This window comes from Arthrobacter glycogeni, from assembly GCF_054511155.1.
The window spans coordinates 53,243-79,091 of the sequence record NZ_JBTNDE010000003.1 but is presented as its reverse complement, the minus strand read 5'-3'; the positions used below and the strand labels follow the sequence as shown (position 1 = coordinate 79,091).

The window sequence follows — 25,849 nt, the reverse complement described above, 5'->3', positions numbered from 1 at the left end:
ATGCCCGAGACCGATACCCATCTGAGTACGGGCCTTCTGCTGGACGTCGACGGGCCGGTTGCGAGCCCCGTGTCGCGGACCGTTCGGAAGGAAATCATCGACGACCTCCTGACGCTCGCCGCCGCGGGGTGGCCGGTCATCTTCAACACCGGACGGTCCGATTCGTTTATCCGCAGTGAGGTCATGGACCCGATGCTCGCAGCAGGGATTCCGGAGGGGGTGGTGTTCCACGCCATTTGCGAGAAAGGCGGAGTCTGGTTCAGCTTTGACCGCTCAGGGGCCGGGGAACTGCACGTCGATCAGTCGCTCGCGCTGCCGAAGGAGTTCGGGGCGGGGATTCGCGACCTCGTGGCGGAGAAATACTCGGCCCACATGTTTTTTGACGAAACCAAGTACGCGATGGTCTCGGTGGAACAGCACATCGACGTTGATAACACCGACTATCTGGCGGAGCAGGCCGGATTCGACGCCGATGCGCTGGCCCTGATGCGTTCCTTCGGGATGGGAGTGTGCCGGTTGGCCCACCATGCCCCGGACAGCGACGACAATATCGACTTCAGGATCGACCCGACCATCATCTCCACCGACATCGAGTCGGTCCGCCTGGGCAAGGACCTTGGTGCCGAGCGGGCCTTAGCACTGCTCAGCACCATTCCGTCCCGCTGGCGGACCGTTGGGGATTCACGCACCGACTACGCAATGGCTGATTACCTGCATGCGCACGGGTACGACGTCGCTCATGTCGACGTCCGGCCCGCGGACGGCGTCCCGGCGACCCCGTACCCGGTGCTCACCGAGGGTGTTCTGACCAACGACGACGCCGGGGCTGCTTTTCTCGCCGCCTGCGTCCTGTCGCTGGATGACGGTCGGGGGCGACCTAGCAGCTAGGCCGCCTTGCCGATGGCGTCCTCGATGGCCGCGACAACCTCGTCCGACTCGGGTTCGACGGTCGGGGCGAAGCGCGCCACCACTGAGCCCTGATCGTTGATCAGGAACTTCTCGAAGTTCCACTTCACCAGTCCGGGCAAGATCCCCTTCTTGAATTTGGTCAACTCCGAGTAGAGCGGGTGCTGGTTCTTGCCGCGCACGTCGGCCTTCTTGGTCAGGGGGAACGTCACATCGTAGGTGGCGGAGCAGAACGACTGAATGTCCTCATCGGTGCCGGGCTCCTGGCTCATGAACTGGTTGCAGGGCACACCAACCACCACGAATCCCTGATCGCGATACTTTTGGTATAGGTTCTCCAGCCCGCCATACTGCGGGGTGTACCCGCACTTCGACGCAACATTCACCACCATCACCGTTTTGCCTTTGAAGTCCCCGAACGATTTCTCGGTGCCGTCGTTCATGGTCAGAGGAATAGAGTGCAAATTCGTTGGTGGCATGGTTGCTCCCGGTAGGTGACTGCTTAGCATTCGTACGGTAGCAGCCCACGGATGGGCCTGAGTAATAATGAGAGGGTGGCCTCCCTCATCAGCACCTGGCGAACACAGCTCCGCAAAACCTTCACCGGCAACGCGGAGGTCCCTCCGGCCTGGGCGGAGAAACTAGACGAGGGCGACGACGTCGGCTACTTCCCGCCGTCGTCAGCGGCCTGGGCAGTCCACGGGTCCATGACCCCCCTGGTCGGCGGGATCCGCGCGCTCCTCCTGCAGGCCCTGCACCCGGGGGCGATGGCGGGTGTCCACGACTTCTCGCGCTACCGCGAAGACCCCCTCGGGCGCCTGGCGGGCACCATCCAGTGGATCTTCACCGTCACCTATGGGTCCGCCGAGGCGGCCAAGGGCGGCTCTGCCTGGGTGCAGCGGCTGCACCAGCGGGTCTCGGGGACGTATACGGACAGCCAGGGCGCCACGCAGCCCTACTCGGCGGCCTCCCCCGATTTGCTGCGTTGGGTGCATCTGGCTTTCACCGACGCGTTCCTCGCCTCACATCTTGCGTACGGGCCCAAAATCCCCGGCGGCGCCGACAACTACGTCAATGAGTGGGCGCAGGCCGGGCGGCTCATGGGGGTCACCGATCCGCCCGAATCCGCAGCGGAGCTCGCCGCCCAACTGGCAGCGTTCGACGACGAACTGGTGTGCGGCCCGCAGGTCACCGAAGCCCTCCGGTACATCAAACGCCCGCCGCTACCTGCGTCACAGCGGTTGGGGTACCAGGTGCTGTTCGCCGGGGCGGTGGCCACTCTGGAACCCCGGCACCGTGAACTGCTCGGGTTGCGCGTCCCGTCGCTGGGGCCCATCCCGCTGCCGGTGCGCTCTGCCACCCGGGTGGTAATGCTCATCGTCCGGCTGGGTCTGGGGCCAGAGGGTCCCAGCGAGGCTGCTGCGCTCCGTCGGCTCGCCCGACTGCGCGGGGACGCCAGCACAGGGTCCCAGTGATCGAGCTCGGTCGGTGGGACTGTCTAGACAGTCCCACCGATCGTTGCCGATCACTGGGAAGTTCGGCGGACGATAAAGAAAAAAGCGGCCCTGACCGGCGTATTGCCGGGTCAGAGCCGCTTCTTATTGCGCGGAGGATGGGGGATTTGAACCCCCGAGGGCGTTAACCCAACACGCGTTCCAGGCGTGCGCCATAGGCCGCTAGGCGAATCCTCCTAGTTTGGAGCAGATACCAGACTACCCAACGGGCAACGATCTAACGAATCGCAGTCGGGCGACCCTGCCCCACACCGCCGGGAGCAATGGTCACCCGATGCACCGCCAACCGATCCCCGGCCAGCAATTGAGCCCTCGGACCGGCCGACGACCTGGTTCGAAGCCGACCGCCGGATTCCTGTAGACTCTTCTCCGGCCCCTCATGTGGTGTCACCCTGTGAACTCCCCCAGGACCGGAAGGTAGCAAGGGTAAGCGGGCTCTGGCAGGTGCATGGGGGGTCTTCTCATTCCCTGGACATTCCCTGACGCTTCAGGAGCACCGATGAACAGCCCTGGCGCCGGACGCTTTGCACCCAGCCCATCCGGGGAGCTGCATTTGGGAAATCTCCGTACCGCAATTCTCGCCTGGCTCTTCGCACGCAGCACCGCACGGACGTTTCTCCTGCGGATCGAGGATCTGGACCGCGCCCGGGCCGGAGCCGAGGACGCGCAGCTTGCCGAGCTGGTCGCCATCGGGCTCGATTGGGATGCGACGCCGGTTCGCCAAAGCGAGCGCCTTACCCTGTACCAGGACGCCGTCGAGTCCTTGCGGCATGCCGGCCTCCTGTACGAGTGCTTCTGCACCCGCCGGGACATCGCCGAAGCCGCAACAGCGCCGCACAGCCTACCCGGCTCCTACCCGGGCACCTGCCGCAACCTCACACCGTCAACGGTCCCCCCGCAACCTGAACGTCCGCCGGCGCTCCGGCTGCGGTCGGGGGTCACCACCTGGACTGTCCACGATCACCTGCACGGCGTGTACACCGGCCCGGTGGATGACTTTGTCATTGTCCGCAGCGACGGAGTGCCCGCCTACAACCTGGCCGTAGTGGTCGACGACGACGCCCAGAGGGTGGACCAGGTGGTCCGCGGGGATGACCTCCTCAGCTCCGCGCCACGGCAGGCTTATCTCGCCACGCTCCTGGGAATCACCCCGCCTCAGTACGCGCACGTTCCCCTGGCCTTAAACCCGGTGGGGCAGCGGCTCGCCAAACGGGACGGCGCCGTCACCCTGGAATCCCTCGCCGAAAAAGGGTGGAGCAGCGACCGGGTGAGGGACCTGATTCTTCGCTCGGCAGGGCTCCCGGCGGGTACGCTGGCAGAAGCGCTGGGGGCCTTTGATCCCGCACGGTTGCCGCGCGAAGCCTGGACTGTCGAGCCCGGCAGCCTGTCCTGATGCCACCGCTGCACTACGTCACCACCAACCGATAGGGTTCTTCTGTGAGCACAGCCCTTTACCGCCGATATCGTCCCGAAGCATTCGCGGATGTCATCGGCCAGGAGCACGTCACTGAGCCCCTCATGGCTGCCATTGAGAAGGGCCGAGTCAACCACGCCTACCTGTTCTCCGGGCCTCGCGGCTGCGGCAAGACGACATCGGCGCGCATCCTCGCGCGCTGCCTGAACTGTGCCCAGGGCCCCACGCCGGTTCCCTGCGGCGTCTGCGACAGCTGTGTAGAACTGGCCCGCGGTGGGTCGGGCAGCCTCGACGTGATTGAAATTGACGCTGCGAGCCATGGCGGCGTCGACGACGCCCGGGACCTGAGGGAACGCGCCACCTTCGCACCCGTCCGCGACCGGTACAAAATTTTCATCATCGATGAGGCCCACATGGTCACGTCGGCGGGTTTCAACGCGCTCCTGAAGATCGTTGAAGAGCCACCCGAACACATCAAGTTCATCTTCGCCACCACCGAACCGGACAAGGTGATCGGCACCATCCGGTCCCGCACCCACCACTACCCGTTCCGGCTGGTCCCGCCCGAGCCGTTGATGGCCTATCTTGATCTTCTCTGCCACCAGGAGGGCATCCCGGTGGCGCCCGGTGTGCTGTCCCTCGTGATCCGGGCCGGCGGCGGCTCGGTGCGTGATTCCCTCTCGGTGCTCGACCAGCTCATGGCAGGGGCAGGGCCTGATGGGCTCGACTACGAGCTAGCCGTGTCCCTCCTCGGGTACACGCACGCATCACTGCTCGACGACGTCGTCGACGCCTTCGCAGCGGGCGACGCCGGCACGGTGTTCAGCGCCGTCGACCGGGTGATCCAGACAGGCCATGACCCCCGCAGATTCGTTGAGGATCTGCTGGAGCGGTTCCGTGACCTCATCATCGTCAATGCCGTCCCGGACAGTGCCGCGGCGATTCTTCGCGGCACCCCCGATGACCAGTTGAACCGCATGCGCGCCCAGGCGAACCAGCTGGGACGCGGCGAGCTATCCCGTGCGGCTGACATCACCAATACGGCCCTGACCGAAATGACTGGCGCCACCTCCCCCCGCCTGCACCTCGAACTACTGTGCGCCCGCATTCTGTTGCCGGCCGCCGACGAAACCGAACGGGGAACCCTGGCACGCGTCGACAGGATTGAGCGCCGGCTGCAATACGCCGGATCCGCAACCGTTGCCGACCAGCCCGCCGGACCGGCCGCCCTGGCGCAGGAGCCCGCTCCTGTCGCCAGCACACCAGGTGGCCCCCAGACAACGCCGCCCACCGCGAGACCTACGCCGGAGAAGGCGACATCCAGCGATTCGGCGTGGCCGGATGAAACCGCCCCGGCGGAGAACTCGCCGCCTGGGTCAACACCAACCCCGGGTGCCTCAGCGCCGGACGACGGGGCGTCCGCTACACCAGCTCCGACCGCGTCAGAGCCGGGCTCCTCGGCGCTGGAAAGCTCGACTACACCAGCTCGGGCTCCTGCCACTTCACCTCCCGCCGAACCGGAATCTTCCCAACAGGAACCAGCATCGGCTCCGGCCGTGTCCGGCGCTCCGCCGGTGGAGATGATCCGCCGCGCGTGGCCGGAGATTATGGACGAACTGGCCCGGATCAAACGGACCACCTGGCTCAACGTCAATCCCGACGCCAAACCGCGGACCATGAACGGAAACCAGTTGGTGCTCGCCTTCGCGACGCAGGGGAACGCCATCGCGTTCCAACGCGGCACCCACATCGACAATGTGAAGCAGGCGATCCACGCGATCCTTGCCTTGAACGTCACCATCGAAGTTCTCCACGACGGAGCAGCGTCAGCGGGTGAGCCAAACCCAAAAGTACCCACTAGTCGGCAGGCGCCGACGGAGCCTCCCAGCAGCTCGACGCCCGAAACACGACAGCGCAGCCAGGCACTCCCGGCCATGACGCCTTCGCGCGAGGCGCTTACCGGCCCTCGCCAACCTGCACCTGCGGCTGCAACCGCGGCTGCGGCTGCGGCACCGTCCTCCGATCCCACACCGTCCGCAGGCACCCCCGCGGAAGTCGCCCCGACGGACCAGCCACCCTCGCAGCCAGCACCGTTGAACGCCGCACCGGCAGCATCATCCACCCCCTCCTCGACAACCTCTGCGCCGTCGTCACCCTCTGCGCCAGCGATTTCCCCGCCACCCGGTGCGGCCACAGCCACCCCCTCTCGCGCGGCTGAACAGCCAAGCGGGGCGACGCCAGCCCGCTGGAATACCGGCCCAAGCACCGGCGCAGACCAGGGCGACCACCCCCGGCAATCCCCCGCCGCACCAACTGCTCCCGCGAGTCGGGCGCAGCGAAGCAAGGTAGCAGTCTCGGAGCCAGACGATTCGTGGGCTTCTGTCGAGCCGCCCTCCGACGAATACGATCTGGGTCCAGAAAGCGATGCCTGGCAAACGCCTCAACCCACAAGCCCGGCCGAACAGACATTGTCCACCCGCCGTCCCTCGCTGTCCGACCCGCAACAGGGCACGGCACCGGTGCAGGCCGGGGCACCAGCCCGGGAAGGGACCCAGGAACGTCCGACGGCAGAAACGGCGAGCCCACAGCACCAGCAACCTCCACGGGACCCCGCGCCCGAACAGCCCTCTCCTCCACCCGCGGTCGCCACCCCACCAGCGAAGCCGCTCAGCCGGTACCAGCGTCTCCTCGACGAAGCAGAGCGGAAGCGGCTTGAGGAGGAAGCGGCTAATCCGAGGAAAGGCGCCGTAGACTTGGTCTACGTCGAGGACGAGCCTAGCGCCGATGATGAAACCATCGAGGAGTCAGGGCTGGTTGGACGCTCAGCCATCGAACGCATCCTCAACGGAAAACTCATCGAGGAACGCGGCGTCGACAGCCAGTAGCGCTCCGACGCATGAATTCAGCAACCAGAAGAAGGTCCAGTGTACGAAGGCGCAGTCCAGGAGCTCATCGACGAACTGGGCCGGCTTCCGGGGGTCGGGCCGAAATCGGCTCAACGGCTTGCCTTCTACATTCTCGAGGGCGACGGTGAGGACATTAAGCGTCTCGTCAACGCCATCGTCACGGTGAAGGAACGGGTCAAGTTCTGCGCGGTGTGCGGCAACGTTGCCGAGCAGGAAACCTGCGGAATCTGCCGCGATCCGCGCCGCGATCCGACAGCGATCTGCGTGGTGGAAGAGTCAAAGGACGTCATCGCCGTCGAGCGCACCCGATCCTTCAGAGGCCGCTACCATGTGCTTGGCGGCGCCATCAACCCTATCGCGGGCATCGGTCCTGATCAGCTCCGGATCCGCGAACTCCTCAGCAGGCTCTCTGACGATCAGATCGAAGAGATTATCATCGCCACCGACCCCAACCTTGAGGGCGAGGCGACCGCCACCTACCTGGCGCGAATGCTCAAAACTATCGGGATCAAGGTGACCCGCCTGGCCTCCGGCCTGCCGGTGGGAGGCGACCTCGAATATGCTGACGAAGTGACCCTCGGACGCGCCTTCGAGGGGCGCCGCACCGTTTCCTAGCCGGTCCCGGGCAGCCGACCGATGGTCGCTGGCCCACGAACGCCGATCCGGTGGTCAACCTGGAGATCGGTGTGCAACATTCCGCTCACCGATCTCCAGGTTGACCCGTCCGGTCCACTTTGCTCACCCGGGTCAGGCGATCCGCGTCCCCTGCGCCAACCGCCGGACGGGGGTCTCGAGTTTGCGGCGTCCAAGCCACAGCAGGGTCCCGGCCAGCGCCGACTGCAGCACCAAACCCAGGGGCCACATCGGGAACCCACCCTCGGGCAGGTCCCGTCCAAAACCTTGCGCTTCCTCGCAGGTCGTCTCGTAGTCGGGGCCAGCCTGGAGGAAACGGACTCCCTGGCTGATGCCCTCCATCACGCCAGGCTGGATAGACGCATCGGGGCTCATCGGCGTCGCCGCCTGCCCAAAGTCACCACCGCGGGAGTAGGGAACCGAGTCGGCCACGATGACAAACGGGTTGGCGGCCAGCAGCCACGCCGTCCGCTCCGTGTGGTGCACGGTCTGAATCTCGGTCTGGGTGACACATTCCATCTCCACCGACGCTGGAATCTCCGTCGAGAAGTCAGTGCCGGGCGGATAGTCCACGAACGAGTAGGACACCTCCACGTTGTCCTCTTCGACCAGTGCGTAGCTCAGCCCGAACGTGATCAGAGTCCCAATGCCCAGCAGGGCCACCACCATGTAGGTGGTCACAATGGAGAACAGAGGTCGGTTGGCCAGAGCCGAAATTCCGATGCCGATCGCCGACACCAAGCCCAACTCGATGCTGAGCATCAGTAGTGAGACAAACGCCTCGGCGGGATTCACCCCTCCCAACGCAAGCGCCCAGAAGATGAACGGTGTGCTGACCAGCAGAAAGGCCAGCGACGCCACCCACGAGGCAAACCATTTACCCCACAGGATCTGACCGGGAGTCAGCAGGGTGATCTGCAAAATGGCAAGAGTGCCGGCGGCGCGGTCGCCGTTGACCGCGTTGGCGGAGAGCCCCGGCGCGACGAGAAGCCCAAAGAACAAAACGAAGCCCACCACAAGGTCGAACAGGATGGCCCCGGTTCCGAAGGCCGACGCCGTCGTCACTGACGCCAGCAGGAACACCAGGCCGATGACGAAGAACCAGACGACCAGCATGATGTACCAGGCCTTGGCTCGGAGCCGCTGCCGCATTTCCAGGCCGAAGACTGCTTTCACCCCACCCCAATAGGTCAAGACCAGGTCGGAGGCGGCACCGGTGGAACCAGGCTGTTCGGTGGTAGAGATACTCATTGTCTGTCCGTATCGAGGCTCATATAGGTTTCTTCGAGGGCGCCGCCGGCAGGCGCGAAGGCGGTGATGGCGACGTCAGCCAGGACCAGGGTGCGCAGAAGCCACGCCGCCTGGTCGGTGCTGCTGACCAGCACCTGATACTCGGTGCGACGGGAATCCCCACGCACCTCGAACTCGACGCCGTGACTGGCCAGCGCGTCGGCCAGCGGCTGCAGAGGATCTGCCTGGATGTAGTAGCGGCGGATCTGGGTGCCGGCTTCGTCGAGGGTCTGATTCTTGACCGACTCACCCCTGTTGATGAACACGGCCCGGTCGGCGATCTCGTCGAGTTCGGAGAGTACATGACTGGACACCACAATGGTCTTCCCCTGGTCCGCCAGGGAGCGGAGTGTGGCGCGAAGTTCCACCCGGGACCCGGGGTCTAGTCCGGACGCCGGCTCATCCAGGAGGAGCACGGTCGGGTCGTGGATCAGTGCGCGGGCCAAGCTCAGCCGCTGCTGCTGCCCGCGGGACAAAACCCGCGCGGGTTTATCGGCGAATTCCTCAAGCCGGACGGCCGCAAGCAACCCTGCAGCGCGGTCGCGGCGCTGGTCGACCGGCATCCCATAGAGCGAACCCATGGTGGTGAGGATCTCGGTGGCGGTGAGCGATTCCCAGACCCCCAAAGTGTCCGGCATCCACCCGACCCTGCGCCGGACTGCGGCTGCGTCCTGCATCGGGTCCACACCGCCCACGGTGAGCGTCCCACTGTCGGGCGCCAGCAGCGAGGCGAGGATCAGCAGCAGAGTGGTCTTACCCGAGCCGTTGGGCCCAATCAACGCTGTCACCTCCCCAGGCGGCGCCGCAAAGTCGATGTGCCTGATGGCCGCAACGGAGCCGAAACTCCTTGCAATCCCCCTGGCAACGATTCCCCCATACTCGTTGTTCATAGTTGAACACTATGCGACTTGCGTCACGTTCAGGGGATCTTGGGCGGAACAATCGGACGCATAATTGGCTGACGCAAATCCCGCAGGGCTAAACTTGGACCGTCAACCGCAGCGCCAACGATGTCGCACAGCATCACCCACCTTTCCGTCAGCGAGCGTGCGCATGAGCTTGATCGTCCAGAAGTTTGGTGGCTCCTCAGTTGGGGACGCCGCCGGGATCAAGCGCGTCGCGCAGCGGATCGTGCAGACTCAGCGCTCCGGCCACCAGGTAGTTGTCGTCGTGTCGGCGATGGGCGACAGCACCGACGAGCTGCTTGATCTTGCCGCACAGGTGTCCAACGACGTCGTCGCCAACCCCCGTGAGATGGACATGCTTTTGAGCGCTGGCGAGCGCATTTCGATGGCGCTGCTCGCCATGGGGATCCAGGGGCTTGGCGCCTCGGCACAGTCCTTCACCGGCAGCCAGGCTGGCATGATCACCGACGCCATTCACGGCCGCGCCCGCATCATTTCCGTGTCGCCGCACCGGATCAAAACCGCTATTGACCGCGGCGACGTCGCAATCGTCGCTGGCTTCCAGGGGATGAGCCGCGAGAGTAACGACATCACCACGCTGGGTCGGGGCGGGTCTGATACCACTGCGGTGGCGTTGGCCGCCGCGTTAGATGCGGATGTGTGCGAGATCTATACCGACGTCGACGGCATCTACAGCGCTGACCCGCGAGTGGTACCGAGCGCCCGGAAGATCGACGAGATCTCCAGTGAGGAAATGCTTGAGATGGCGGCGTCGGGCGCGAAGATCCTGCATCTGCGCAGCGTCGAGTATGCCCGACGGTTCGGCGTCCGCCTGCACGTTCGCTCTTCGTTCAGCGAGCGGGAGGGTACCTGGGTACTGCCCAGCCCCGATGACCACATCAAAATTCAAGAGGGAGATCCCATGGAACAACCCATCATCTCGGGCGTCGCCCATGACCGTTCGGAAGCGAAGGTCACCGTGGTGGGAGTACCCGACATTCCCGGCAAGGCCGCAGAAATCTTCGGGATTGTTGCTGGAGCGCACTCCAACATCGACATGATTGTGCAGAACGTTTCCACGCATGGATCCGGGCGGACCGACATATCTTTCACGTTGCCGATCGTTGAAGGCTCCGAAGCGCTGGCTGCTCTGAAAGCCGCCCAGGACCGGGTGGGCTACGAGAGCGTCGACTACAACGAGAAGATCGGTAAGCTGTCCCTGATCGGCGCGGGAATGCGGTCGAACCCCGGGGTGTCCTACCGGTTCTTCAAGGCCCTCTCCGACGCCGGGGTGAATATCGACATGATCTCGACGTCCGAAATCCGGATCTCGGTGGTGACCGATGCGGAACTGTTGGACCGAGCCGTCCAGGCCGTCCACGCGGCATTCGACCTGGACGGTGAAACGGTGGCCACCGTGCACGCTGGCACCGGTCGCTAATCTTCGGTATGCAGAGCCTTTTTGCCTGACCAGTCGTCGTACTTCATCGGTGCCTCCGGCGCCCGGGTCGGCGGGTGCTCCTTCCGTACTGCGTAGTGGTGCCCCGTCGAATCCTCCTCCACCTCGAAGCCGTCGAGATCGGTCTTCGACGCCTTCTCAAACTCGTCGTCCCGGTGTACGACGGGGAGGGTGGGATCACTCCGCTCTGCCGGGCCCAGGAAAACTCTGGCGGGGTTCTTTAGCCACTTCCGTGGCGACCCCCTGGTGGGATTTCTCATTCGAACCGCCTTCTTCTTCGCGCGATACGCTTGCGGCCAATTTTACCGCCGCGGGACGGAAAAGGCGCCTCTTAAAGTGAACTTAGTCGGCAACTCGTCCAGCCTGTTCAGGCGACCGGCTGGCGGAGAATGGTCTCCGGTAGCACCATCGATTCCACCGGGGCCCGCGCTGCAGGAGTCGATCTTCTTCGTGATATCCATTCTCACTGTCGCGTGCTGGTTCGAGGTGGTCAGCGGGTCGGCTAGTTCCTGGGCACAATGTAGGTGCTGCCGTCCGGGCGCTTCACCGTTTCCCACTGCGCGGCGTCGGCTTCACGGTCCTTGAGCAGCGCCTCGTTTTCCCGGGTCATGGGGTGATCCAGTGAACTGCTCTGGGCCGGCCCGAACACTGCGCGAGCCCGACCCGTGGCCTTCATGAACCGCTGCACAAAACTGGGCTTCCTCGCCATGGTGTTCCTTCCGGACTGCTGGTCGATCAACGTTTCCTCCCTCCATCATCCTCCCTGCCTGACCGGTCCACGGCTTCGACCGGTGGTAATCGCGGTGAGACACTGGAAGGGTGAGCAGCCTATCGATCAGTGCGACGACGTCGGCCCGGCCTGGTGCCCTGACCGTGCTGCGACCGGAGCAGTGGCTCGCCGCCGCCGCGTTCCACCAAGCGCGGGTCGAGCCCTTCGCGCGTCCCTACCTGGAACGGCGTTCCGCCGGGTTGAAGCACCCCGTCGAGGACTTCCTGTTCACCTACTACACGATGAAACCGGGCCAGCTGTCGCGCTGGCACCCGGGAGCCGGCGTCGTGCTCACCGGCTCGGAAGCCGCCGAACGGACCACCTGGAAGCACTACCGGACGCTCACAATAGCCGAGCGGACGGAGTTGGCGCTGGAGAACGACGTCGACGCCGTCACCGCCGACGTCGACGGGTTCCGCCGCGACCGGGCGGAGGCACTGCACTTCGCCGCAATCATTGTCCGCCGCACGCAGGCCCGGCGGGCTCAGCTGGGCTGTTTCGGCCTGCACGAGTGGGCGATGGCGTACCGGTCGCAGGTCAATGGAGTGCGCCATGAGTACCTCAAACTCCGGCTCGGGGCTGAGGGAACCGACCAACTGGTCGAAGACAGCAAGATCAGTTGCACCCACTTCGACGCCTTCCGGTTCTACACCCCTCAGGCGGTACCCCTGAACGCGCTGCAGCCCACCCGGGAAACGCAGCGCGACCTCGAACAACCCGGGTGCCTGCATGCCAACATGGACCTGTACAAGTGGGCGTACAAGCTCGCCCCCTTGCTCTCCAGCGACCTGGTGATGGACTGCTTTGACCTGGCGTGGCGGATCCGGGCGATGGACATGCGGGCCTCGCCCTATGACCTCGGAGCCTGGGGCTATGCCCCGATCCGCATCGAAACCCCCGGAGGCCGCGCCGAGTACGCCCGTCTGCAACGTGGGTTCTCCGAGGAGTCCCAGCAACTTCGGCAACGATTGAGTACCGCTTTGGATGACGTGGAACTGACGGAGAGTGGGCCAGCGTTAATCTAGTGACCGTCCCTTCGCGCCACCGGGCAACCGGCCAAACAGCAGCCGGGGCGCAGTCCGTCGGCAGGAGAAGGAGAGATGCCATGATCCGCGAAGACCCTTCCCGCCGCCCGTCGACGCCGCTGGGTGTTCTGGCCGGTGCCAGCATGATCCTGCTGGTGCTCTCCGGCTGTGGTGCGGGCAGCGGTGGTACACCGCCGGGATCAGCGACCGCCGACCCGACTACCCAGGCGCCGACAACAGCTCCCGAGCCGTCGGCGAGCGCAGGCCCCGCCGCTGACTCCCAGCTCACCATCGTTGTCACCATTGGCGACGACGCCGAACGGGTCACCTACGAACTGGAATGTACAGCGGGTGCACCCGTGGGGGAATCAAAGTTGCCGGATCCCGCTGCGGCGTGCCAGGCGCTCAGCTCGCACGGTGACCTGATCGTGGCCAAGCCGGACCCCGGCACGATGTGCACCCAGCAATACGGCGGCCCGGAGACCGCCGTCGTGAAAGGCACTGTCGGCGGAGAACAGGTCACCGCCAGCTTCTCCCGGGAGAACGGCTGCGAAATTGCCCGGTGGGCCATGTTTGAGCCGCTGCTAGGAACACCGGGCGGCACGGGCACCCTGTAGCCGGCGCCTCGCTGAACACCGTTCCCCGCCGACCCAGATGACGGGTGGAGGGTGATCCCCGTTAGACTGGGACGGCAAGCTCGCGGAGCGCTGGATTCACCATTTCTTCTCAGCGTGAGACGGCACCTCCGAAGCCACTGCATTTAACGCACCTTGAGCCCAGGAGTAACCGGATGCCCCGGATAATTGTTGACGTCATGCCTAAACCCGAGATCCTTGACCCGCAGGGCAAGGCCATTGCCGGGGCGTTGCCGCGGCTGGGGTTTACCGGCTTCTCCGGGGTCCGCCAAGGAAAACGTTTCGAACTCACCGTTGACGGCGAGGTGACCGAGGAGTTGCTGGCGCAGGCACGCTCGGCCGCGGCCACCCTGCTGTCCAACCCGGTCATCGAAGACGTCACGCGCGTTGAGGTGCTCACCGACGGCCCCGGCGAGGCCGTGAAGTGACTCAGATGCTCGCAGCGGAGACCTCGCCGGAGCTGGGTTCGGTTCGAGTTGGGATTGTTACCTTCCCGGGTTCACTTGACGACCGCGACGCCGCCCGCGCGGTGCGCCTCGCCGGTGGCACCGCCGTCCCCCTCTGGCATGGCGACCACGACCTGCAGAACGTTGACGCCGTCGTTATCCCCGGCGGTTTCTCCTACGGTGACTATCTGCGGGCCGGGGCCATCTCCCGCTTCGCCCCCCTGATGGAGCAGATCACCGCCGCCGCCTCCGGTGGCGAAAGCGCGCTGCCGGTGCTCGGGATCTGCAACGGATTCCAGGTTCTCACCGAGGCGCACCTGCTGCCCGGCTCCATGATTAAGAACAACCATTTACATTTCCTCTGCCGTGACCAGCGTCTGCGCGTCGAGAGCTCCTCCACCGCGTGGACCGGTTCCTACGCTGCGGGCGACGAAATCGTTGTCCCCCTGAAGAATCAGGACGGGCAGTTCGTTGCGGACGAGCGGACCCTCGATGTGCTGGAGGGTGAGGGCCGGGTGGTGTTCCGCTACGTGGGCGGCAACCCGAACGGATCCCGCCGCGACATTGCCGGGATTTCCAACGCGGCCGGGAACGTGGTGGGCCTGATGCCCCATCCGGAGCACGCTGTCGAGGCCGGCTTCGGTCCCGACTCCTCAGCGACCGGGGCGGTCGGCGTCCGTGGCGGCACCGACGGTCTGGGAATATTCACCTCTGTACTCAAGAAGCTGGTTAAGTAAGTGACCCTCAATAGCTCCGCCGCGCCCGCCGAGGCCCGCAAATTCAACATCGACACCGTCGCCCACGCTGCCGAGACTCCCGACGTCGGACTCCCGTGGGCCGCGCTCGGCCTGAAGGAAAACGAGTTCGACCGTGTGGTGGAGATCCTCGGCCGCCGCCCCACCGCCGCTGAGTTGGCCATGTACTCGGTGATGTGGAGCGAGCACTGCTCCTACAAATCCTCGAAGGTGCACCTGGCGCAGTTCGGCGACAAGGTCACCGACGCCATGAAGGAGCACCTTCTGGTGGGTATCGGCGAGAACGCCGGCGTCGTCGACATCGGTGACGGCTGGGCCGTCACGTTCAAGGTGGAATCCCATAACCACCCCTCCTTCGTGGAGCCCTACCAGGGTGCAGCGACCGGCGTCGGCGGCATTGTGCGTGACATCATCTCGATGGGCGCCCGTCCGGTCGCGATCATGGATCCGCTGCGGTTCGGTGCCATCGACCACCCCGACACCCCACGTCTGGTGCACGGCATCGTGTCCGGCATCGGCGGGTACGGCAACTCCCTCGGCCTGCCGAACATTGGCGGTGAAGTGGTGTTCGACTCCGTCTACCAGGGCAACCCGCTGGTCAATGCACTGGCTGTCGGCGTCCTGCGGCACGAGGACATCCGTCTGGCGAATGCCTCGGGCGTGGGCAACAAGGTGGTGCTCTTCGGCGCCCGCACCGGCGGCGACGGTATCGGCGGTGCCTCGGTGCTGGCCTCCGAATCCTTTGACGCCGACAAGCCGTCGAAGCGCCCAGCCGTGCAGGTGGGCGACCCGTTCGCCGAGAAGGTGCTCATCGAGTGCTGCCTCGAACTGTTCAAGGCCTCGGTCGTCGAGGGCATTCAGGATCTCGGTGCCGCCGGCATCTCCTGTGCCACTTCCGAGTTGGCGTCGAACGGCGACGGCGGCATGCACGTTGAGCTGACCGACGTCCTGCTGCGCGATCCGTCGTTGACCCCCGGCGAAATCCTGATGTCCGAGTCGCAGGAACGCATGATGGCCGTGGTCACCCCCGCCAACGCCGCCGCGTTCGAAGCCATCATGGAGAAGTGGAATGTCGAGTTCTCCTGGCTGGGCGAGGTCACCGATACCGGCCGGCTCATCATCGAGTGGGCTGGCGAGAAGATTGTCGACGTCGATCCCCGCACTGTCGCCCACGACGGGCCCGTCTACCACCGTCCGTTCCACCGGCCGTCCTGGCAGGACGCACTGCAGGAGGACACGTTCGATGGCGACCGACCGGCCTCCGCGGACGGCGACGCCCTGCGCGCCGCGGTGCTGGAACTGATGGCGTCCCCCAACATGTGCTCCAAGGACTGGATCACCAACCAGTACGACAGGTTTGTGCAGGGCAACACGGCGCTGGCCATGCCCGACGACGCCGGTGTGGTCCGCGTCGACGAGGAGACCGGCCTCGGCGTCGCCATCTCCACCGACGCCAACGGCCGCTACTCCTACCTCAACCCCTACGAGGGCGCGCGCCTGGCGTTGGCCGGGGCGTACCGCAACGTCGCCACCACGGGCGCCAAGCCGCTGGCCGTCACGGACTGCCTGAACTTCGGCTCCCCAGAGGACCCCGAAGTGATGTGGCAGTTCGCCGAGACCGTGCGCGGCCTGGCGGATGCCTGCCAGGAGCTCGGGGTCCCGGTGACCGGCGGCAACGTCTCGCTGTACAACCAGACCGGGGGCGTCGCCATCCATCCGACCCCGGTGGTGGGTGTGCTGGGCGTTTTCGACGATGTCGCCCGCCGCACCCCGTCGGGCTGGCGCGACGACGGCCAGGCCATCTACCTGCTCGGCACCACCCGGGATGAGCTGGACGGCTCCGAGTGGGCCAACCTGCGCGGCCACCTCGGCGGGCAGCCACCGGTGGCGGACCTGACGGCGGAAAAGACCCTCGCCGCCATCCTGATCAACTCCTCCCGTGACGGCATGATCGACGCCGCCCACGACCTGTCCGAGGGTGGGCTCGCTGCTGCACTCTCCGAGGCTGCCCTGCGGTTTGGCGTCGGCGCGCGGATCGGCATCGATGAGCTCTGCGAGCGCGACGGCGTCGACCCGTTCACCGCGCTGTTCTCCGAGTCCCAGGGGCGCGCCGTCGTCAGCGTCGCACGCTCCGAAGAGGTGCGGTTCAACGACATGTGTACAGCACGTAACTACCCGCACCTGCGCATCGGTGTGGTCGACGTCGAAAGCGGCACCCTCGACGTCCAGGGGCACTTCACCCTGCCGCTGCCCGAGCTGCGCGCGGCCCACGACTCAACCCTGCCCGCCCACTTCGCCTAACAGCTGGTCCGGTTCACTTTGCGGGTGCCGCTGTTGAGCACCCGTTGACCGTGCAGGTCTCCCCACCTTGTCGTCTGGGTCGCCCAGAAACCCTGCGTGTTGCACTGCGACACGCAGGGTAAGGGCCAGAAGGTGGGGAAACCTGCACCCGCCCGGCACCTTGGGTGGAGAAACTAACGGGCCAGCCGTTGCGCGGCGGCGATATACCGACGGGTGACGAGCTCCTGGCAGAACCGGGCCACCGGTGCGCCCAGGACGAAGAACCAGTTGGCGTGCCGGCTGAAGGCAAACACCTCGAAATAGACCGCCCCGTCCGGAGCCAGCGCGGCGATGAAGGCTTCTTCGCCGCGTTCCGGGTGTCCAGGTAAGGTGCCGTATCCGAACCCGGCGCGCTGCGCACCGCCGTCGTCGGCCGGTTCCTCGGCCCACACCACACGGCAAGGTGCCGGCAGGCGCAACCGGCCGACGCCGAAGCCGGGAACCACCTCGCGACCGACGACGGCGCGCCCTTGGTCTGCGGGCACACTGAGACCGGCACCGCGGTGCAGTTGCCAGGACAGGATGCCATCCGCCAGGCGGGCATACGCGGCGTGCCCCGCGCCTACCCTGACCCGCCGGCTGACCGTCCGGAAGCCGTCCGGGGATTCGCCGCGCTGACTCAATCCAACTGGTTCATAGGTGAAACTAGGTGTCGTCATCTGCTGCCCATCTGCTCCAGCCGAGCATTACGCGGTCCCTCATGGGCAGGGATGCCACCAGGAGGTCATAGGAATCCTCAATCATGTCGCGGATCATCGGATCCGGGAGACGGCCGGTGCACGACACACCATTCCAGTGAGTTTTGTTCAGGTGGTAGGCGCCCACAATTTCCGGGTGCGCGGCGCGCAGTTGCTCCGCCAGTTGAGGTTCACACTTCAGGCTCACCGACAACTGCGGGTCCGACAGATCGGATAACGCGAACATTTTCGCGGTACCCGCGGGAGCCATCACCTTGAACACCGACGCTGCAGGGCCGAAAGGGAAGTCCTCGAAAGTGCCCGGCAGCGCCAGGCACAGCTCCCGCAGGTCAACCGGATCCATAGGGTGAGCGTACCGCTAACTAGTGGCAGGATGGGAGGACACCAACCGCAGGAGCGCACCATGAGCGAGGCAAAACGCCAGGCCGATAAGGCAGTGGATGTCGCCGAGGATGTCTCGGAGTCCAAGGCACTAGAGATTGCGGCCCGGGCTGGCTACATCGCCGCCGGCCTGCTCCACCTGCTGATCGGCGTGATCGCGCTCCGCGTGGCGATGGGCGGGTCCGGTAGCGCCGACCAGGGCGGCGCAATCAGCGCGCTGGGCGACGGCCCCGGCGGGGCGCTACTCCTGTGGGGATGCGCCATTGGCTCGATCGCCCTGGCCCTGTTCCTGCTCAGCGAAGTGTTCTTCGGCGCCCGCGGCCTGAAAGATTCCGACAAGCTCAAGTTCCGCGCGAAAAACGGCGCCAAAGCGGTCACCTATGGTGTCATCGGCGGCAGCTTCGCCACGTACGCCGCGGGTGGCGGCAAAGACAGCAGCGAAAGCACCCAGAACTTGAGCGCCTCCCTCATGTCCAACCCCGCCGGCTCGGTCCTGCTGATGGCTGTTGGCGCCGCGGTGATGATCGTCGGCGGTTACTTTGTGTACAGCGGCGCCACCAAACATTTCACCAAGAACCTGTCCGGGCTACCAGGCAACGGCGCGGGCACCGCGGTGATCCGGCTTGGCATGGTTGGCTACATCGCCAAGGGTGTTGCCCTGCTGGTGCTGGGCCTGCTGTTCATTGTCGCGACGGTGAAGAACAATCCCGAAGAATCCACCGGCCTGGACGGCGCCCTGAAGTCCCTGCAGGACCAGCCGTATGGCGCGTGGATCCTCGGCGTCGTCGCCCTGGGCCTGATCGCCTACGGTGTGTTCCTAGTGATCCGCTCCAAATACCAGAGAATGTAGCTGACGTTACAGCCCCAGACCCGGAGCCTCCATCGCCGGGCAGGTATCCATCACGACGGCGAGGCCCGCCGCCGTCGCGCGAGCCGCTGCCGCCTCGTCGATGACCCCAAGCTGCAGCCAGACGGCCTTCGCGCCCACCGCAATGGCCTGGTCCACCACCGCCCCCACCTTCGAGGAGTTCACAAAGCAGTCGACGACGTCGACGGTCCCCGGGATATCGGCCAACCGCTGATACCCGGTCTGCCCGTGTACCGAATCACCCTTGAGGCTCACCGGGATGACCTCCATCCCCAGGTGGTCGATCAGGAACCGGGAGACGCCGAGCGCTGCCCGCCGGGGGTTATTGGATAGTCCCACCACCGCCCAGCGCGCCGGCGTCGTGAGCAGGGAGCGGATCAACTCGGGATCGTTGCGGTGTGCCATGGTGCCTCTCACTTGTATCCGATCAGTTGCCAGTCGGAACAGTTACCTGCGTGGGGTGCTTTCCCCGGAAAGTTCTGCGGTAGCTGGCCGGGCTGATGCCAAGGGCCCGATTGAAATGGTGCCGCAGCAGGACAGCCTGTCCGAAGCCTGAATTGGTCGCTACAGCGTCAATGCTGAGCTCCGTTTCCTCGAGGAGCACCTGCGCACGTAACAGTCGTTGGGTGTTGACCCAGGCGGCCGGGGTGGCTCCCGTCTCAGCCCGGAATCTCCGGGCGAACGTGCGCTCGGACATGTGCATCCGGGCAGCGAGGGCGCTGACGGGCTGGTCCTCTTCCAGATGGTCGCCCAACCAGACCAGAAGATGCTCCATTGTGTCCCCGTTGACAGTCGGGAACGGCCGGTCGATGTACTGCGCCTGCCCTCCGTCCCGGTGAGGTGGAACCACCATTCCCCGGGCTATTGCATTGGCAACTTTGCTACCCAGCTCGGTCCGCACCAGATGGAGACAGGCGTCGATTCCTGCCGCGGAACCTGCACTGGTAATGATGTTGCCGTCCTGGACGTAAAGCACATCCTCGTCGACCGTAACTTCCGGATAGTCATCGGCCAGCCGCAGAGAATACTTCCAATGGGTTGCGGCCCGCCGCCCGTCGAGCAGTCCCGCCTCCGCCAAGACGAATGCCCCGCTGCAGACGGAAAGGATCCAGGCGCCCCGCTCGTTTGCCTGCCGCAAGGCATCGATGACGGGCTGGGGTAGCGTCCGCCCGCCGTCGTAGGGGCACACAACTACGAGGTCGGCTGTGGCAACGGGCGACAGATCGTTGTCAACTTCAATGGCAAAACCCAGACTGGTTGGCACCAAGCCTGGCCTGTCAGCGCAGATCCGAAGGTCGAAGGGAGGCACCCCGTAGGCGGTACGGTCTGATCCGAAGACCTCGCACACCACACCGAATTCGAAGGGCGCCATGCCCGGGAGGACTACCACCGCAACACTTTTCAGCACGAGACCAGTATGGCAGGAATTTGTTGAACATGGTCATTTCCGCCACTGTTTTTCGATTCTGGGCGAGCGGATCATCAAGGGTATGGAACTGATGACAGCCTTCGCATTGATCGCAATATTTACTGCCGCGGTGCAGGTATTCAGGGCCATCGTTCGGGACGGTTCCGGGCAGGCTCCGCCCGTCCGGTCCCGTGACCCCTGGACCGCCGAGCATCTTCCCAGCATTGGATACCGCCACACCCTGGAGCCCGGAGATAACTGATTGTTACGCCCACACTTGCACATCACCGGCGTACAGGGGTTTAGTAGGGCTTGACCATCCCGAGCGGCCGAGAGACCTGGATCGATGAAGCCGCAGCAACCCTGGCCATCCGGCTGCCCACAGTTAACCGGTGACAGTAGGGTGCTACCGCCAGGACCGATGGAGTTGACTCTATGAGCGTTCTGGCATCACCACACCCGCGAACTTCCCTGGCCACCAAGCAGGCACTCGACATCACCTTTATCGGCCTGGGGCGCAGCTTCGGCCCCGCCTCCGACCGCCGCGCCGTCCTGCGGGACATCAACTTCGAGGTTCAGGCCGGCGAGGTACTTGCCATTCTGGGGCCCAGCGGCTGCGGCAAGTCCACCCTGTTACGGGCGGTCGCCGGACTCGACGCACTCAACGCCGGATCGGTACTCATCGACGGTCTTGAAGTCCACGGTATCGACGAACGCTGCGCCGTCGCCTTCCAGGAGCCACGGCTGCTGCCCTGGCACACCCTGCAGGCCAATGTGGCGATCGGACTACCCAAAGCTTCCAGCGCCAGCGAAGGCAAAGCGAAAGTGGCCGAACTGCTGCACTTGGTCGAACTGGATTCGTTCGCCAAGCACCGGCCGCGGGAAGTCTCCGGCGGAATGGCGCAGCGGGCTTCCCTGGCGCGCGCGCTGGCCCGCAACCCGGGCGTCCTCCTCCTCGACGAACCGTTCGGTGCGCTGGACGCCCTCACCCGGATCAAGATGCAGGACCTCCTGCTCGATATTCACCGCGCCCAGCCCACCACTGTGCTGCTCGTGACCCACGACGTCGACGAAGCACTGCAACTCGCGGACCGCATCATCGTCCTTGGCGCCGACGGTGACCGCCCCGGCGCGACAATTGCCGAAGTGTTGACCGTGCCCGGTCACCGCCCCCGCAACCGCAACTCGGCGGATCTGGGCCGAATGCGCAGCTCGTTGCTGGCTTCCCTCGGAGTCACCGGCCACTAGGCCGCGTCCTCCTCTTCTCCGCTCTGCCCACGGGCGCCACTACCTCACCGCTTCGCAGTCTCTCCGTACCCAGCGCCGCACTTGCACCACCTCACTTCTGCTCGTCTCACACAACCCGTCTCGGACGACTGTCCCACTCGAAGGATCCTCATGAACCGCAAACCAACACCTGTCCCCCGCCGTTCCGTCCTGGCCGTCGTGTCCCTGGCCGCCGTCGCCTCGCTCACGCTGACGGGCTGCATGGCTGGTGAGGACGCCGAATTTGCGGGGCCCGTCGGTGGTGAGCTGAATATCGACTTCGCCACCTACAACCCGCTGAGCCTGATCATCAAGGAACAGGGGTGGCTTGAGGACGAGCTGGCTGCCGAGAAGATCACCGTCAACTGGATCCAGTCCGCCGGCTCGAACAAAGCCAATGAGGCGTTGCGTGCCGGAGCTATCGACGTCGGTTCGACCGCCGGTTCGGCAGCACTTCTGGCCCGATCCAACGGGTCGCCGATCAAGGCGATCGACATTTACTCCCAGCCGGAATGGGCTGCTCTGGTGACCAACGCGGATTCCGACATCAAGGAGATCGAGGATCTGCGCGGCAAGTCGATCGCCGCAACGAAGGGGACTGACCCCTACTTCTTCCTCCTGCAGGCCCTTGAGGCCGGCGGGATCGATCCCTCCGAGGTGACGGTCCAGAACCTGCAGCACGCCGACGGGCGGGCAGCCCTCGCCAACGGGTCGGTCGACGCTTGGTCCGGGCTCGACCCGATCATGGCCTCAGCCGAGCAGGACGGAGCCACCCTGTTCTTCAGGGACATCGACTTCAACACCTACGGCTTTCTCAACGCCACCGAAGACTTCCTGGCGGAGAGCCCCGAGGTGGCCCAGACCGTGGTGAACGCCTACGAGAAGGCCCGCGAATGGGCGACGGAAAACCCTGAGGAAACGGCCGAGATTCTCGCTGAGGTGGCGGGAATCGACGTCGAGATCGCCAACGCGGTCATCATCGACCGCACCAACCTCAACGTCGACCCGGCCCCAGGCGAGGCGCAGCGGGCCGTGTTGGAGAAGATTGGACCGGTGTTCGTCGAATCCGGTGACGTCTCCAGCCAGGAGCAGGTCGATGAAGCACTGGACACCCTCTTTGATGACTCCCTGGTGCGTAACGCGGACCCCGCAGCGATTGAGGCCTCCTCATGACCCACGGCGGGAATCCCTATCTCACCGGGAACAGCGTTACGGGAGTGGTCAGGCCCGAGGGGCTTGCACCCTTGGCAGCCCCAGGCTCCACCCTCACAACGGCAGGCGCCGCCCAGCCGCAGCCCGAACGGGGTGGGCCGGCCCAGGGATGGTCCCAGGCCGGTCCGCTGCGGCTCGGCTGGGTGCGCCTGCTCCTCGGACTGATCCTGCCCACGCTGATCGTCACCGTGTGGCAGCTGAATTCGGTGACCGGCCTGTTCAGCGCCGTCCAGGTGCCGCCACCCGCGACAGTGTTCAACGCCGCCGTCGAGCTGATACAGCGCGGCGAACTGTTGACCCATGTTGGCATCTCCACCCAACGGGTGCTGCTGGGCTTCACCTTCGGCGCCGCGTTGGGCTTGGCGATCGGCTCCCTGGTGGGACTGTCGCGGATCGCCGATGCCCTCCTCGCACCGACCATCGGCGCGCTGCGGGCCGTTCCGTCGCTGGCCTGGGTGCCGCTGCTGATCCTCTGGATGAAGATCGGTGAGGATTCGAAGATCACGTTGATCCTCATCGGGGCTTTCTTCCCGGTCTTCACCACTGTGTATCTGGCGTTACGCCATGTGGACCGGAACCTGGTGGAGGCCGGCCGGGCGTTCGGGCTCAACGGGTTCAAGCTGCTGACCACGGTGCAGCTACCTGCCGTGATTCCCTCGGTCTTCTCCGGACTGCGGCTGGGCCTCGCCCAGGCGTGGCTGTTCTTGGTCGCTGCGGAACTGATCGCCTCTTCCCTGGGGCTGGGATATCTGCTCAGCGACTCGCAAAACAATGGACGGGTGGACAGGATTTTCCTAGCGATCATCCTGCTGGCTGTCATCGGCAAAACCACCGACGCGCTCCTAGGGATTGCCGAAAAATGGGCGGTGCGACGATGGGCGTGACCTTGCAGGAAACCGACCCGTTGACCGAGACCGGCCGGCTGGCGTTCTGGGAGCGGCAGGCGCGCCGGCTGGACTGGGCCACCGAGTGGTCGACCGTGCACACCTTCGATCCGGCCCGCCCCGCCCCGGGCGGGGCGGAGGAAGACCTCACCGTGCCGGTGATCGAGTGGTTCGTTGGTGGCCGTCTCAACGTGGCACACAACTGCGTGGACCGCCACGTCAACGCCGGGCGGGGTGACAAGGTTGCCCTGCACTTTGAAGGCGAGCCCGGCGACCGGCGCACAGTTACCTACGCTGATCTGCAGGACGAGGTGTCCCGCGCCGCCAACGCCCTGCTTGACCTCGGGATCGGCCAGGGCGACCGGGTGGTCATCTACCTGCCCGTGCTGGTGGAAACCGTCGTCGTCACCCTGGCCTGCGCCCGGATCGGCGCGGTCCATTCGCTGGTGTTCGGCGGGTTCTCCGCCGAGGCGCTCCGGTTCCGGGTCGAAGACACCGGTGCGAAACTGCTGGTCACCACCGATGGGCAGTACCGTCGCGGCCTGGCGGTGCCGGTCAAGGCCAACGCCGACGAGGCCGTGTCAGGGTCCACCAGCATCGAGCACGTCCTGGTGATCCGCCGCACTGGCAGTGACATCGAGTGGACCGAGGGCCGCGACGTCTGGTGGCATGACGCCGTCGGCGCCGCATCCCCGCACCACACCGCCGAGGCATTCGACGCCGAGACTCCCCTGTTCATCATGTACACCTCCGGGACCACCGGGAAACCCAAGGGCCTGGTGCACACCTCCGGCGGGTATCTCACCCAGGCGTCGTGGAGTTTCGATTACCTGTTCAGCCACCCCGACCCGGCCCGGCGGGACACCGACGTGCACTGGTGTACCGCCGACCTGGCCTGGGTCACCGCCCACACCTACGAGATCTACGGGCCGCTCGCCAACGGCGCCACCCAAGTAATCTTCGAGGGCACCCCCAACACACCCCACCCGGGACGGCACTTTGAGATCATCGAGCGCTACGGCGTGACCAGCTACTACACGGCGCCCACCCTGATCCGGTCACTGATGGGCTGGTTCCCGGACGGCGTACCGTCCGGTTACGACCTCTCCAGCATCCGGCTCCTCGGCACCGTTGGCGAGGCGACCAACCCTGAGGCCTGGCGCTGGTTCAGGGAGCACCTCGGATCCGGCACCACGCCGGTGGTGGACACGTGGTGGCAGTCCGAAACCGGCGCCGCCATCCTGTCTCCCCGCCCCACCGATGCGTCGTTCAAACCGGGCTGCGCATCCCGCGCCCTCCCCGGCGTGAGTACCCGGATTGTCGACGACGACGGGCGCCCAGTCCCGCCCGGAGTGCAGGGCCTGATTGTGGTGGACCAGACCGGCCCCGCCATGGCCCGGACCGTCTGGGGCGACCCGCAGCGGTACCTGGATTCCTACTGGCGGAAGTTCGCCGCCCAGGGCTGGTTCCTGGCCGGTGACGGCGCCCGGTACGACGACGACGGCGACACCTGGATCCTCGGCCGCATCGATGACGTGCTCAACGTGTCGGGTCACCGGCTCTCGACCATCGAGATTGAATCGGCGCTGGTGGCCCACCCATGGGTGGTCGAGGCCGGGGTGTGCCCGGTCGCCGACCCGCTGACCGGTCACGCCATTACCGCGTTCGTCGTGCTGGCTGCATCACAAGGGGCAAGGGCCGAGGATGAGGTGGCCCGGATCCTGCGGGACCACGTCGGGACGGTGATCGGGCCGATCGCCAAGCCGGCCGCCGTCGTCGTCGTCGCTGACGTCCCGAAAACCCGGTCCGGGAAGATCATGCGCCGGCTGCTGACCCAGCTGTACGAGGGAACCACGCTCGGTGACACTACCTCGCTGCAGAATGAGGCCTGCGTGCCGGGAATCGCGGCGGTCCTGGCCGCGAGGGCAGCACCGTGACCCCGCGCGCGGCCGGCGCCTCATCCTCCGGCCGTCCCGGAGACCTTCCACCCGGTTTCAGTGACCTTTATCGCCGTCCCGGGGTCAAAGTGGGTATCGGTGGCGAACATACCGCCCACCGATCTCCAGTTTGACCCCCGCGGTCCGGGTTGATCACCGATCCGAAGCTCGGGCGACCTCAAGGCCCTGCATCATGTG

General features: G+C 65.5%; 26 protein-coding genes, 1 tRNA gene and 1 other RNA gene. 18 read left to right on the top strand and 10 right to left on the bottom strand.

Translation table 11 applies throughout. The features are described 5' to 3' along the window. Positions 1-888, top strand: coding sequence for a hypothetical protein (locus ACX80O_RS03075; protein ID WP_459305880.1), 888 nt, complete (start codon positions 1-3; stop codon positions 886-888). Here ACX80O_RS03075 and ACX80O_RS03070 read toward each other — a convergent pair. Next, on the bottom strand, positions 885-1,385 hold the full coding sequence (locus ACX80O_RS03070; protein WP_459332495.1) for a glutathione peroxidase: 501 nt from the start codon (positions 1,383-1,385) through the stop codon (positions 885-887). The two genes, ACX80O_RS03075 and ACX80O_RS03070, sit on opposite strands and share 4 nt — an antisense overlap. Positions 1,386-1,460: 75 nt before the next feature. Between ACX80O_RS03070 and ACX80O_RS03065 the strand changes: the two genes are divergently transcribed. Continuing rightward, a complete protein-coding gene (locus ACX80O_RS03065) occupies positions 1,461-2,381 on the top strand; it encodes an oxygenase MpaB family protein (protein ID WP_459305884.1) in 921 nt (306 codons plus the stop codon). A 131-nt stretch (positions 2,382-2,512) separates the two neighbouring features. Here ACX80O_RS03065 and ACX80O_RS03060 read toward each other — a convergent pair. Beyond that, positions 2,513-2,597: transfer RNA gene (locus ACX80O_RS03060), tRNA-Ser, on the bottom strand. Positions 2,598-2,788: 191 nt separating this feature from the next. Here ACX80O_RS03060 and ffs point away from each other — a divergent pair. From ffs to recR, 4 genes are all read left to right on the top strand, one after another. Continuing rightward, positions 2,789-2,884: signal recognition particle sRNA small type (gene ffs / locus ACX80O_RS03055), an RNA gene on the top strand. 35 nt (positions 2,885-2,919) lie between these two features. Further along, entirely contained in the window at positions 2,920-3,813 is an 894-nt protein-coding gene (gluQRS, locus tag ACX80O_RS03050) for a tRNA glutamyl-Q(34) synthetase GluQRS (protein ID WP_459332494.1), read from the top strand. A gap of 95 nt (positions 3,814-3,908) precedes the next feature. Continuing rightward, on the top strand, positions 3,909-6,719 hold the full coding sequence (locus ACX80O_RS03045) for a DNA polymerase III subunit gamma and tau (protein WP_459332576.1): 2,811 nt from the start codon (positions 3,909-3,911) through the stop codon (positions 6,717-6,719). Between the two features lie 39 nt (positions 6,720-6,758). Beyond that, on the top strand, positions 6,759-7,355 hold the full coding sequence (gene recR, locus ACX80O_RS03040; protein ID WP_459305888.1) for a recombination mediator RecR: 597 nt from the start codon (positions 6,759-6,761) through the stop codon (positions 7,353-7,355). A gap of 132 nt (positions 7,356-7,487) precedes the next feature. Here recR and ACX80O_RS03035 read toward each other — a convergent pair whose 3' ends face one another. Then, on the bottom strand, positions 7,488-8,624 hold the full coding sequence (locus ACX80O_RS03035; RefSeq protein WP_459332493.1) for an ABC transporter permease: 1,137 nt from the start codon (positions 8,622-8,624) through the stop codon (positions 7,488-7,490). After that, positions 8,621-9,553, bottom strand: a complete 933-nt coding sequence (locus ACX80O_RS03030) for an ABC transporter ATP-binding protein (protein WP_459332492.1) — start codon at positions 9,551-9,553, stop codon at positions 8,621-8,623. Before ACX80O_RS03030 ends, ACX80O_RS03035 begins: the two co-directional genes overlap by 4 nt. A 163-nt stretch (positions 9,554-9,716) precedes the next feature. On the opposite strand from ACX80O_RS03030, the gene ACX80O_RS03025 reads away from it, so the two are divergent. Further along, positions 9,717-11,009 (top strand): aspartate kinase, encoded by a 1,293-nt coding sequence (locus ACX80O_RS03025; protein WP_459305894.1) that lies wholly within the window; start codon positions 9,717-9,719, stop codon positions 11,007-11,009. Here ACX80O_RS03025 and ACX80O_RS03020 read toward each other — a convergent pair. Together ACX80O_RS03020 and ACX80O_RS03015 are read right to left on the bottom strand one after the other, a co-directional pair. Next, on the bottom strand, positions 11,006-11,287 hold the full coding sequence (locus ACX80O_RS03020) for a hypothetical protein (RefSeq protein WP_459305896.1): 282 nt from the start codon (positions 11,285-11,287) through the stop codon (positions 11,006-11,008). The two genes, ACX80O_RS03025 and ACX80O_RS03020, sit on opposite strands and share 4 nt — an antisense overlap. Before the next feature lie 242 nt (positions 11,288-11,529). Beyond that, on the bottom strand, positions 11,530-11,736 hold the full coding sequence (locus tag ACX80O_RS03015) for a hypothetical protein (RefSeq protein WP_459305898.1): 207 nt from the start codon (positions 11,734-11,736) through the stop codon (positions 11,530-11,532). 110 nt (positions 11,737-11,846) lie between these two features. On the opposite strand from ACX80O_RS03015, the gene ACX80O_RS03010 reads away from it, so the two are divergent. From ACX80O_RS03010 to purL, 5 genes are all read left to right on the top strand, one after another. Next, entirely contained in the window at positions 11,847-12,821 is a 975-nt protein-coding gene (locus ACX80O_RS03010; protein WP_459332491.1) for a 3-methyladenine DNA glycosylase, read from the top strand. 80 nt (positions 12,822-12,901) lie between these two features. Continuing rightward, positions 12,902-13,438, top strand: a complete 537-nt coding sequence (locus ACX80O_RS03005; protein WP_459305902.1) for an SSI family serine proteinase inhibitor — start codon at positions 12,902-12,904, stop codon at positions 13,436-13,438. Between the two features lie 173 nt (positions 13,439-13,611). After that, positions 13,612-13,884: a phosphoribosylformylglycinamidine synthase subunit PurS gene (purS, locus tag ACX80O_RS03000; protein ID WP_459305904.1), complete on the top strand. Its 273-nt coding sequence runs from the start codon at positions 13,612-13,614 to the stop codon at positions 13,882-13,884. Positions 13,885-13,889: 5 nt separating this feature from the next. Then, positions 13,890-14,639, top strand: a complete 750-nt coding sequence (gene purQ / locus ACX80O_RS02995) for a phosphoribosylformylglycinamidine synthase subunit PurQ (RefSeq protein ID WP_459332575.1) — start codon at positions 13,890-13,892, stop codon at positions 14,637-14,639. After that, on the top strand, positions 14,640-16,958 hold the full coding sequence (purL, locus tag ACX80O_RS02990; protein ID WP_459332490.1) for a phosphoribosylformylglycinamidine synthase subunit PurL: 2,319 nt from the start codon (positions 14,640-14,642) through the stop codon (positions 16,956-16,958). A gap of 173 nt (positions 16,959-17,131) precedes the next feature. Here the strand turns inward: purL and ACX80O_RS02985 are convergent, their stop codons facing one another. Together ACX80O_RS02985 and ACX80O_RS02980 are read right to left on the bottom strand one after the other, a co-directional pair. Then, positions 17,132-17,656 (bottom strand): DUF1990 domain-containing protein, encoded by a 525-nt coding sequence (locus tag ACX80O_RS02985; protein ID WP_459332489.1) that lies wholly within the window; start codon positions 17,654-17,656, stop codon positions 17,132-17,134. Further along, on the bottom strand, positions 17,643-18,038 hold the full coding sequence (locus ACX80O_RS02980) for an MmcQ/YjbR family DNA-binding protein (RefSeq protein ID WP_459332488.1): 396 nt from the start codon (positions 18,036-18,038) through the stop codon (positions 17,643-17,645). The genes ACX80O_RS02985 and ACX80O_RS02980 overlap by 14 nt, the downstream gene beginning before the upstream one ends. Before the next feature lie 60 nt (positions 18,039-18,098). Here ACX80O_RS02980 and ACX80O_RS02975 point away from each other — a divergent pair, with 60 nt between their 5' ends. Then, positions 18,099-18,926 carry a DUF1206 domain-containing protein gene (locus tag ACX80O_RS02975; RefSeq protein ID WP_459332487.1) on the top strand — a complete coding sequence of 276 codons (828 nt, stop codon included), beginning with the start codon at positions 18,099-18,101 and terminating at the stop codon, positions 18,924-18,926. A gap of 6 nt (positions 18,927-18,932) precedes the next feature. On the opposite strand, the gene ACX80O_RS02970 is transcribed toward ACX80O_RS02975, so the two are convergent. Continuing rightward, entirely contained in the window at positions 18,933-19,349 is a 417-nt protein-coding gene (locus ACX80O_RS02970; RefSeq protein ID WP_459305914.1) for a CoA-binding protein, read from the bottom strand. A 22-nt stretch (positions 19,350-19,371) separates the two neighbouring features. After that, a complete protein-coding gene (locus ACX80O_RS02965) occupies positions 19,372-20,352 on the bottom strand; it encodes a GlxA family transcriptional regulator (protein WP_459332486.1) in 981 nt (326 codons plus the stop codon). 82 nt (positions 20,353-20,434) lie between these two features. Here ACX80O_RS02965 and ACX80O_RS02960 point away from each other — a divergent pair, with 82 nt between their 5' ends. The 5 genes from ACX80O_RS02960 (at position 20,435) to acs (ending at position 25,651) form a co-directional block, all read left to right on the top strand. Next, on the top strand, positions 20,435-20,614 hold the full coding sequence (locus tag ACX80O_RS02960; protein ID WP_459332485.1) for a hypothetical protein: 180 nt from the start codon (positions 20,435-20,437) through the stop codon (positions 20,612-20,614). 173 nt (positions 20,615-20,787) lie between these two features. Beyond that, a complete protein-coding gene (locus ACX80O_RS02955; RefSeq protein ID WP_459332484.1) occupies positions 20,788-21,600 on the top strand; it encodes an ABC transporter ATP-binding protein in 813 nt (270 codons plus the stop codon). 150 nt (positions 21,601-21,750) lie between these two features. Further along, the gene (locus tag ACX80O_RS02950) at positions 21,751-22,791 is read left to right on the top strand and encodes an aliphatic sulfonate ABC transporter substrate-binding protein (protein ID WP_459332483.1); all 1,041 of its coding nucleotides are present in this window, start codon (positions 21,751-21,753) and stop codon (positions 22,789-22,791) included. Continuing rightward, positions 22,788-23,714: an ABC transporter permease gene (locus ACX80O_RS02945; protein ID WP_459332482.1), complete on the top strand. Its 927-nt coding sequence runs from the start codon at positions 22,788-22,790 to the stop codon at positions 23,712-23,714. The genes ACX80O_RS02950 and ACX80O_RS02945 overlap by 4 nt, the downstream gene beginning before the upstream one ends. Then, a complete protein-coding gene (gene acs / locus ACX80O_RS02940) occupies positions 23,690-25,651 on the top strand; it encodes an acetate--CoA ligase (protein ID WP_459332481.1) in 1,962 nt (653 codons plus the stop codon). Before ACX80O_RS02945 ends, acs begins: the two co-directional genes overlap by 25 nt. Positions 25,652-25,849 lie beyond the last annotated feature (198 nt).

Coding starts and splice junctions, on each gene's coding strand:
- ACX80O_RS02985 (WP_459332489.1), bottom strand. CDS start 17,656: ATGACGACACCTAGTTTCACCTATGAACCAGTTGGATTGAGTCAGCGC.
- ACX80O_RS02950 (WP_459332483.1), top strand. CDS start 21,751: ATGAACCGCAAACCAACACCTGTCCCCCGCCGTTCCGTCCTGGCCGTC.
- ACX80O_RS03070 (WP_459332495.1), bottom strand. CDS start 1,385: ATGCCACCAACGAATTTGCACTCTATTCCTCTGACCATGAACGACGGC.
- ACX80O_RS03035 (WP_459332493.1), bottom strand. CDS start 8,624: ATGAGTATCTCTACCACCGAACAGCCTGGTTCCACCGGTGCCGCCTCC.
- ACX80O_RS02980 (WP_459332488.1), bottom strand. CDS start 18,038: ATGGATCCGGTTGACCTGCGGGAGCTGTGCCTGGCGCTGCCGGGCACT.
- gluQRS (WP_459332494.1), top strand. CDS start 2,920: ATGAACAGCCCTGGCGCCGGACGCTTTGCACCCAGCCCATCCGGGGAG.
- ACX80O_RS02960 (WP_459332485.1), top strand. CDS start 20,435: ATGGAACTGATGACAGCCTTCGCATTGATCGCAATATTTACTGCCGCG.
- ACX80O_RS03005 (WP_459305902.1), top strand. CDS start 12,902: ATGATCCGCGAAGACCCTTCCCGCCGCCCGTCGACGCCGCTGGGTGTT.
- ACX80O_RS03030 (WP_459332492.1), bottom strand. CDS start 9,553: ATGAACAACGAGTATGGGGGAATCGTTGCCAGGGGGATTGCAAGGAGT.
- acs (WP_459332481.1), top strand. CDS start 23,690: ATGGGCGGTGCGACGATGGGCGTGACCTTGCAGGAAACCGACCCGTTG.
- ACX80O_RS02955 (WP_459332484.1), top strand. CDS start 20,788: ATGAGCGTTCTGGCATCACCACACCCGCGAACTTCCCTGGCCACCAAG.
- ACX80O_RS02970 (WP_459305914.1), bottom strand. CDS start 19,349: ATGGCACACCGCAACGATCCCGAGTTGATCCGCTCCCTGCTCACGACG.
- ACX80O_RS03015 (WP_459305898.1), bottom strand. CDS start 11,736: ATGGCGAGGAAGCCCAGTTTTGTGCAGCGGTTCATGAAGGCCACGGGT.
- purS (WP_459305904.1), top strand. CDS start 13,612: ATGCCCCGGATAATTGTTGACGTCATGCCTAAACCCGAGATCCTTGAC.
- ACX80O_RS02975 (WP_459332487.1), top strand. CDS start 18,099: ATGAGCGAGGCAAAACGCCAGGCCGATAAGGCAGTGGATGTCGCCGAG.
- ACX80O_RS03075 (WP_459305880.1), top strand. CDS start 1: ATGCCCGAGACCGATACCCATCTGAGTACGGGCCTTCTGCTGGACGTC.
- ACX80O_RS02945 (WP_459332482.1), top strand. CDS start 22,788: ATGACCCACGGCGGGAATCCCTATCTCACCGGGAACAGCGTTACGGGA.
- ACX80O_RS03020 (WP_459305896.1), bottom strand. CDS start 11,287: ATGAGAAATCCCACCAGGGGGTCGCCACGGAAGTGGCTAAAGAACCCC.
- ACX80O_RS03025 (WP_459305894.1), top strand. CDS start 9,717: ATGAGCTTGATCGTCCAGAAGTTTGGTGGCTCCTCAGTTGGGGACGCC.
- purQ (WP_459332575.1), top strand. CDS start 13,890: ATGCTCGCAGCGGAGACCTCGCCGGAGCTGGGTTCGGTTCGAGTTGGG.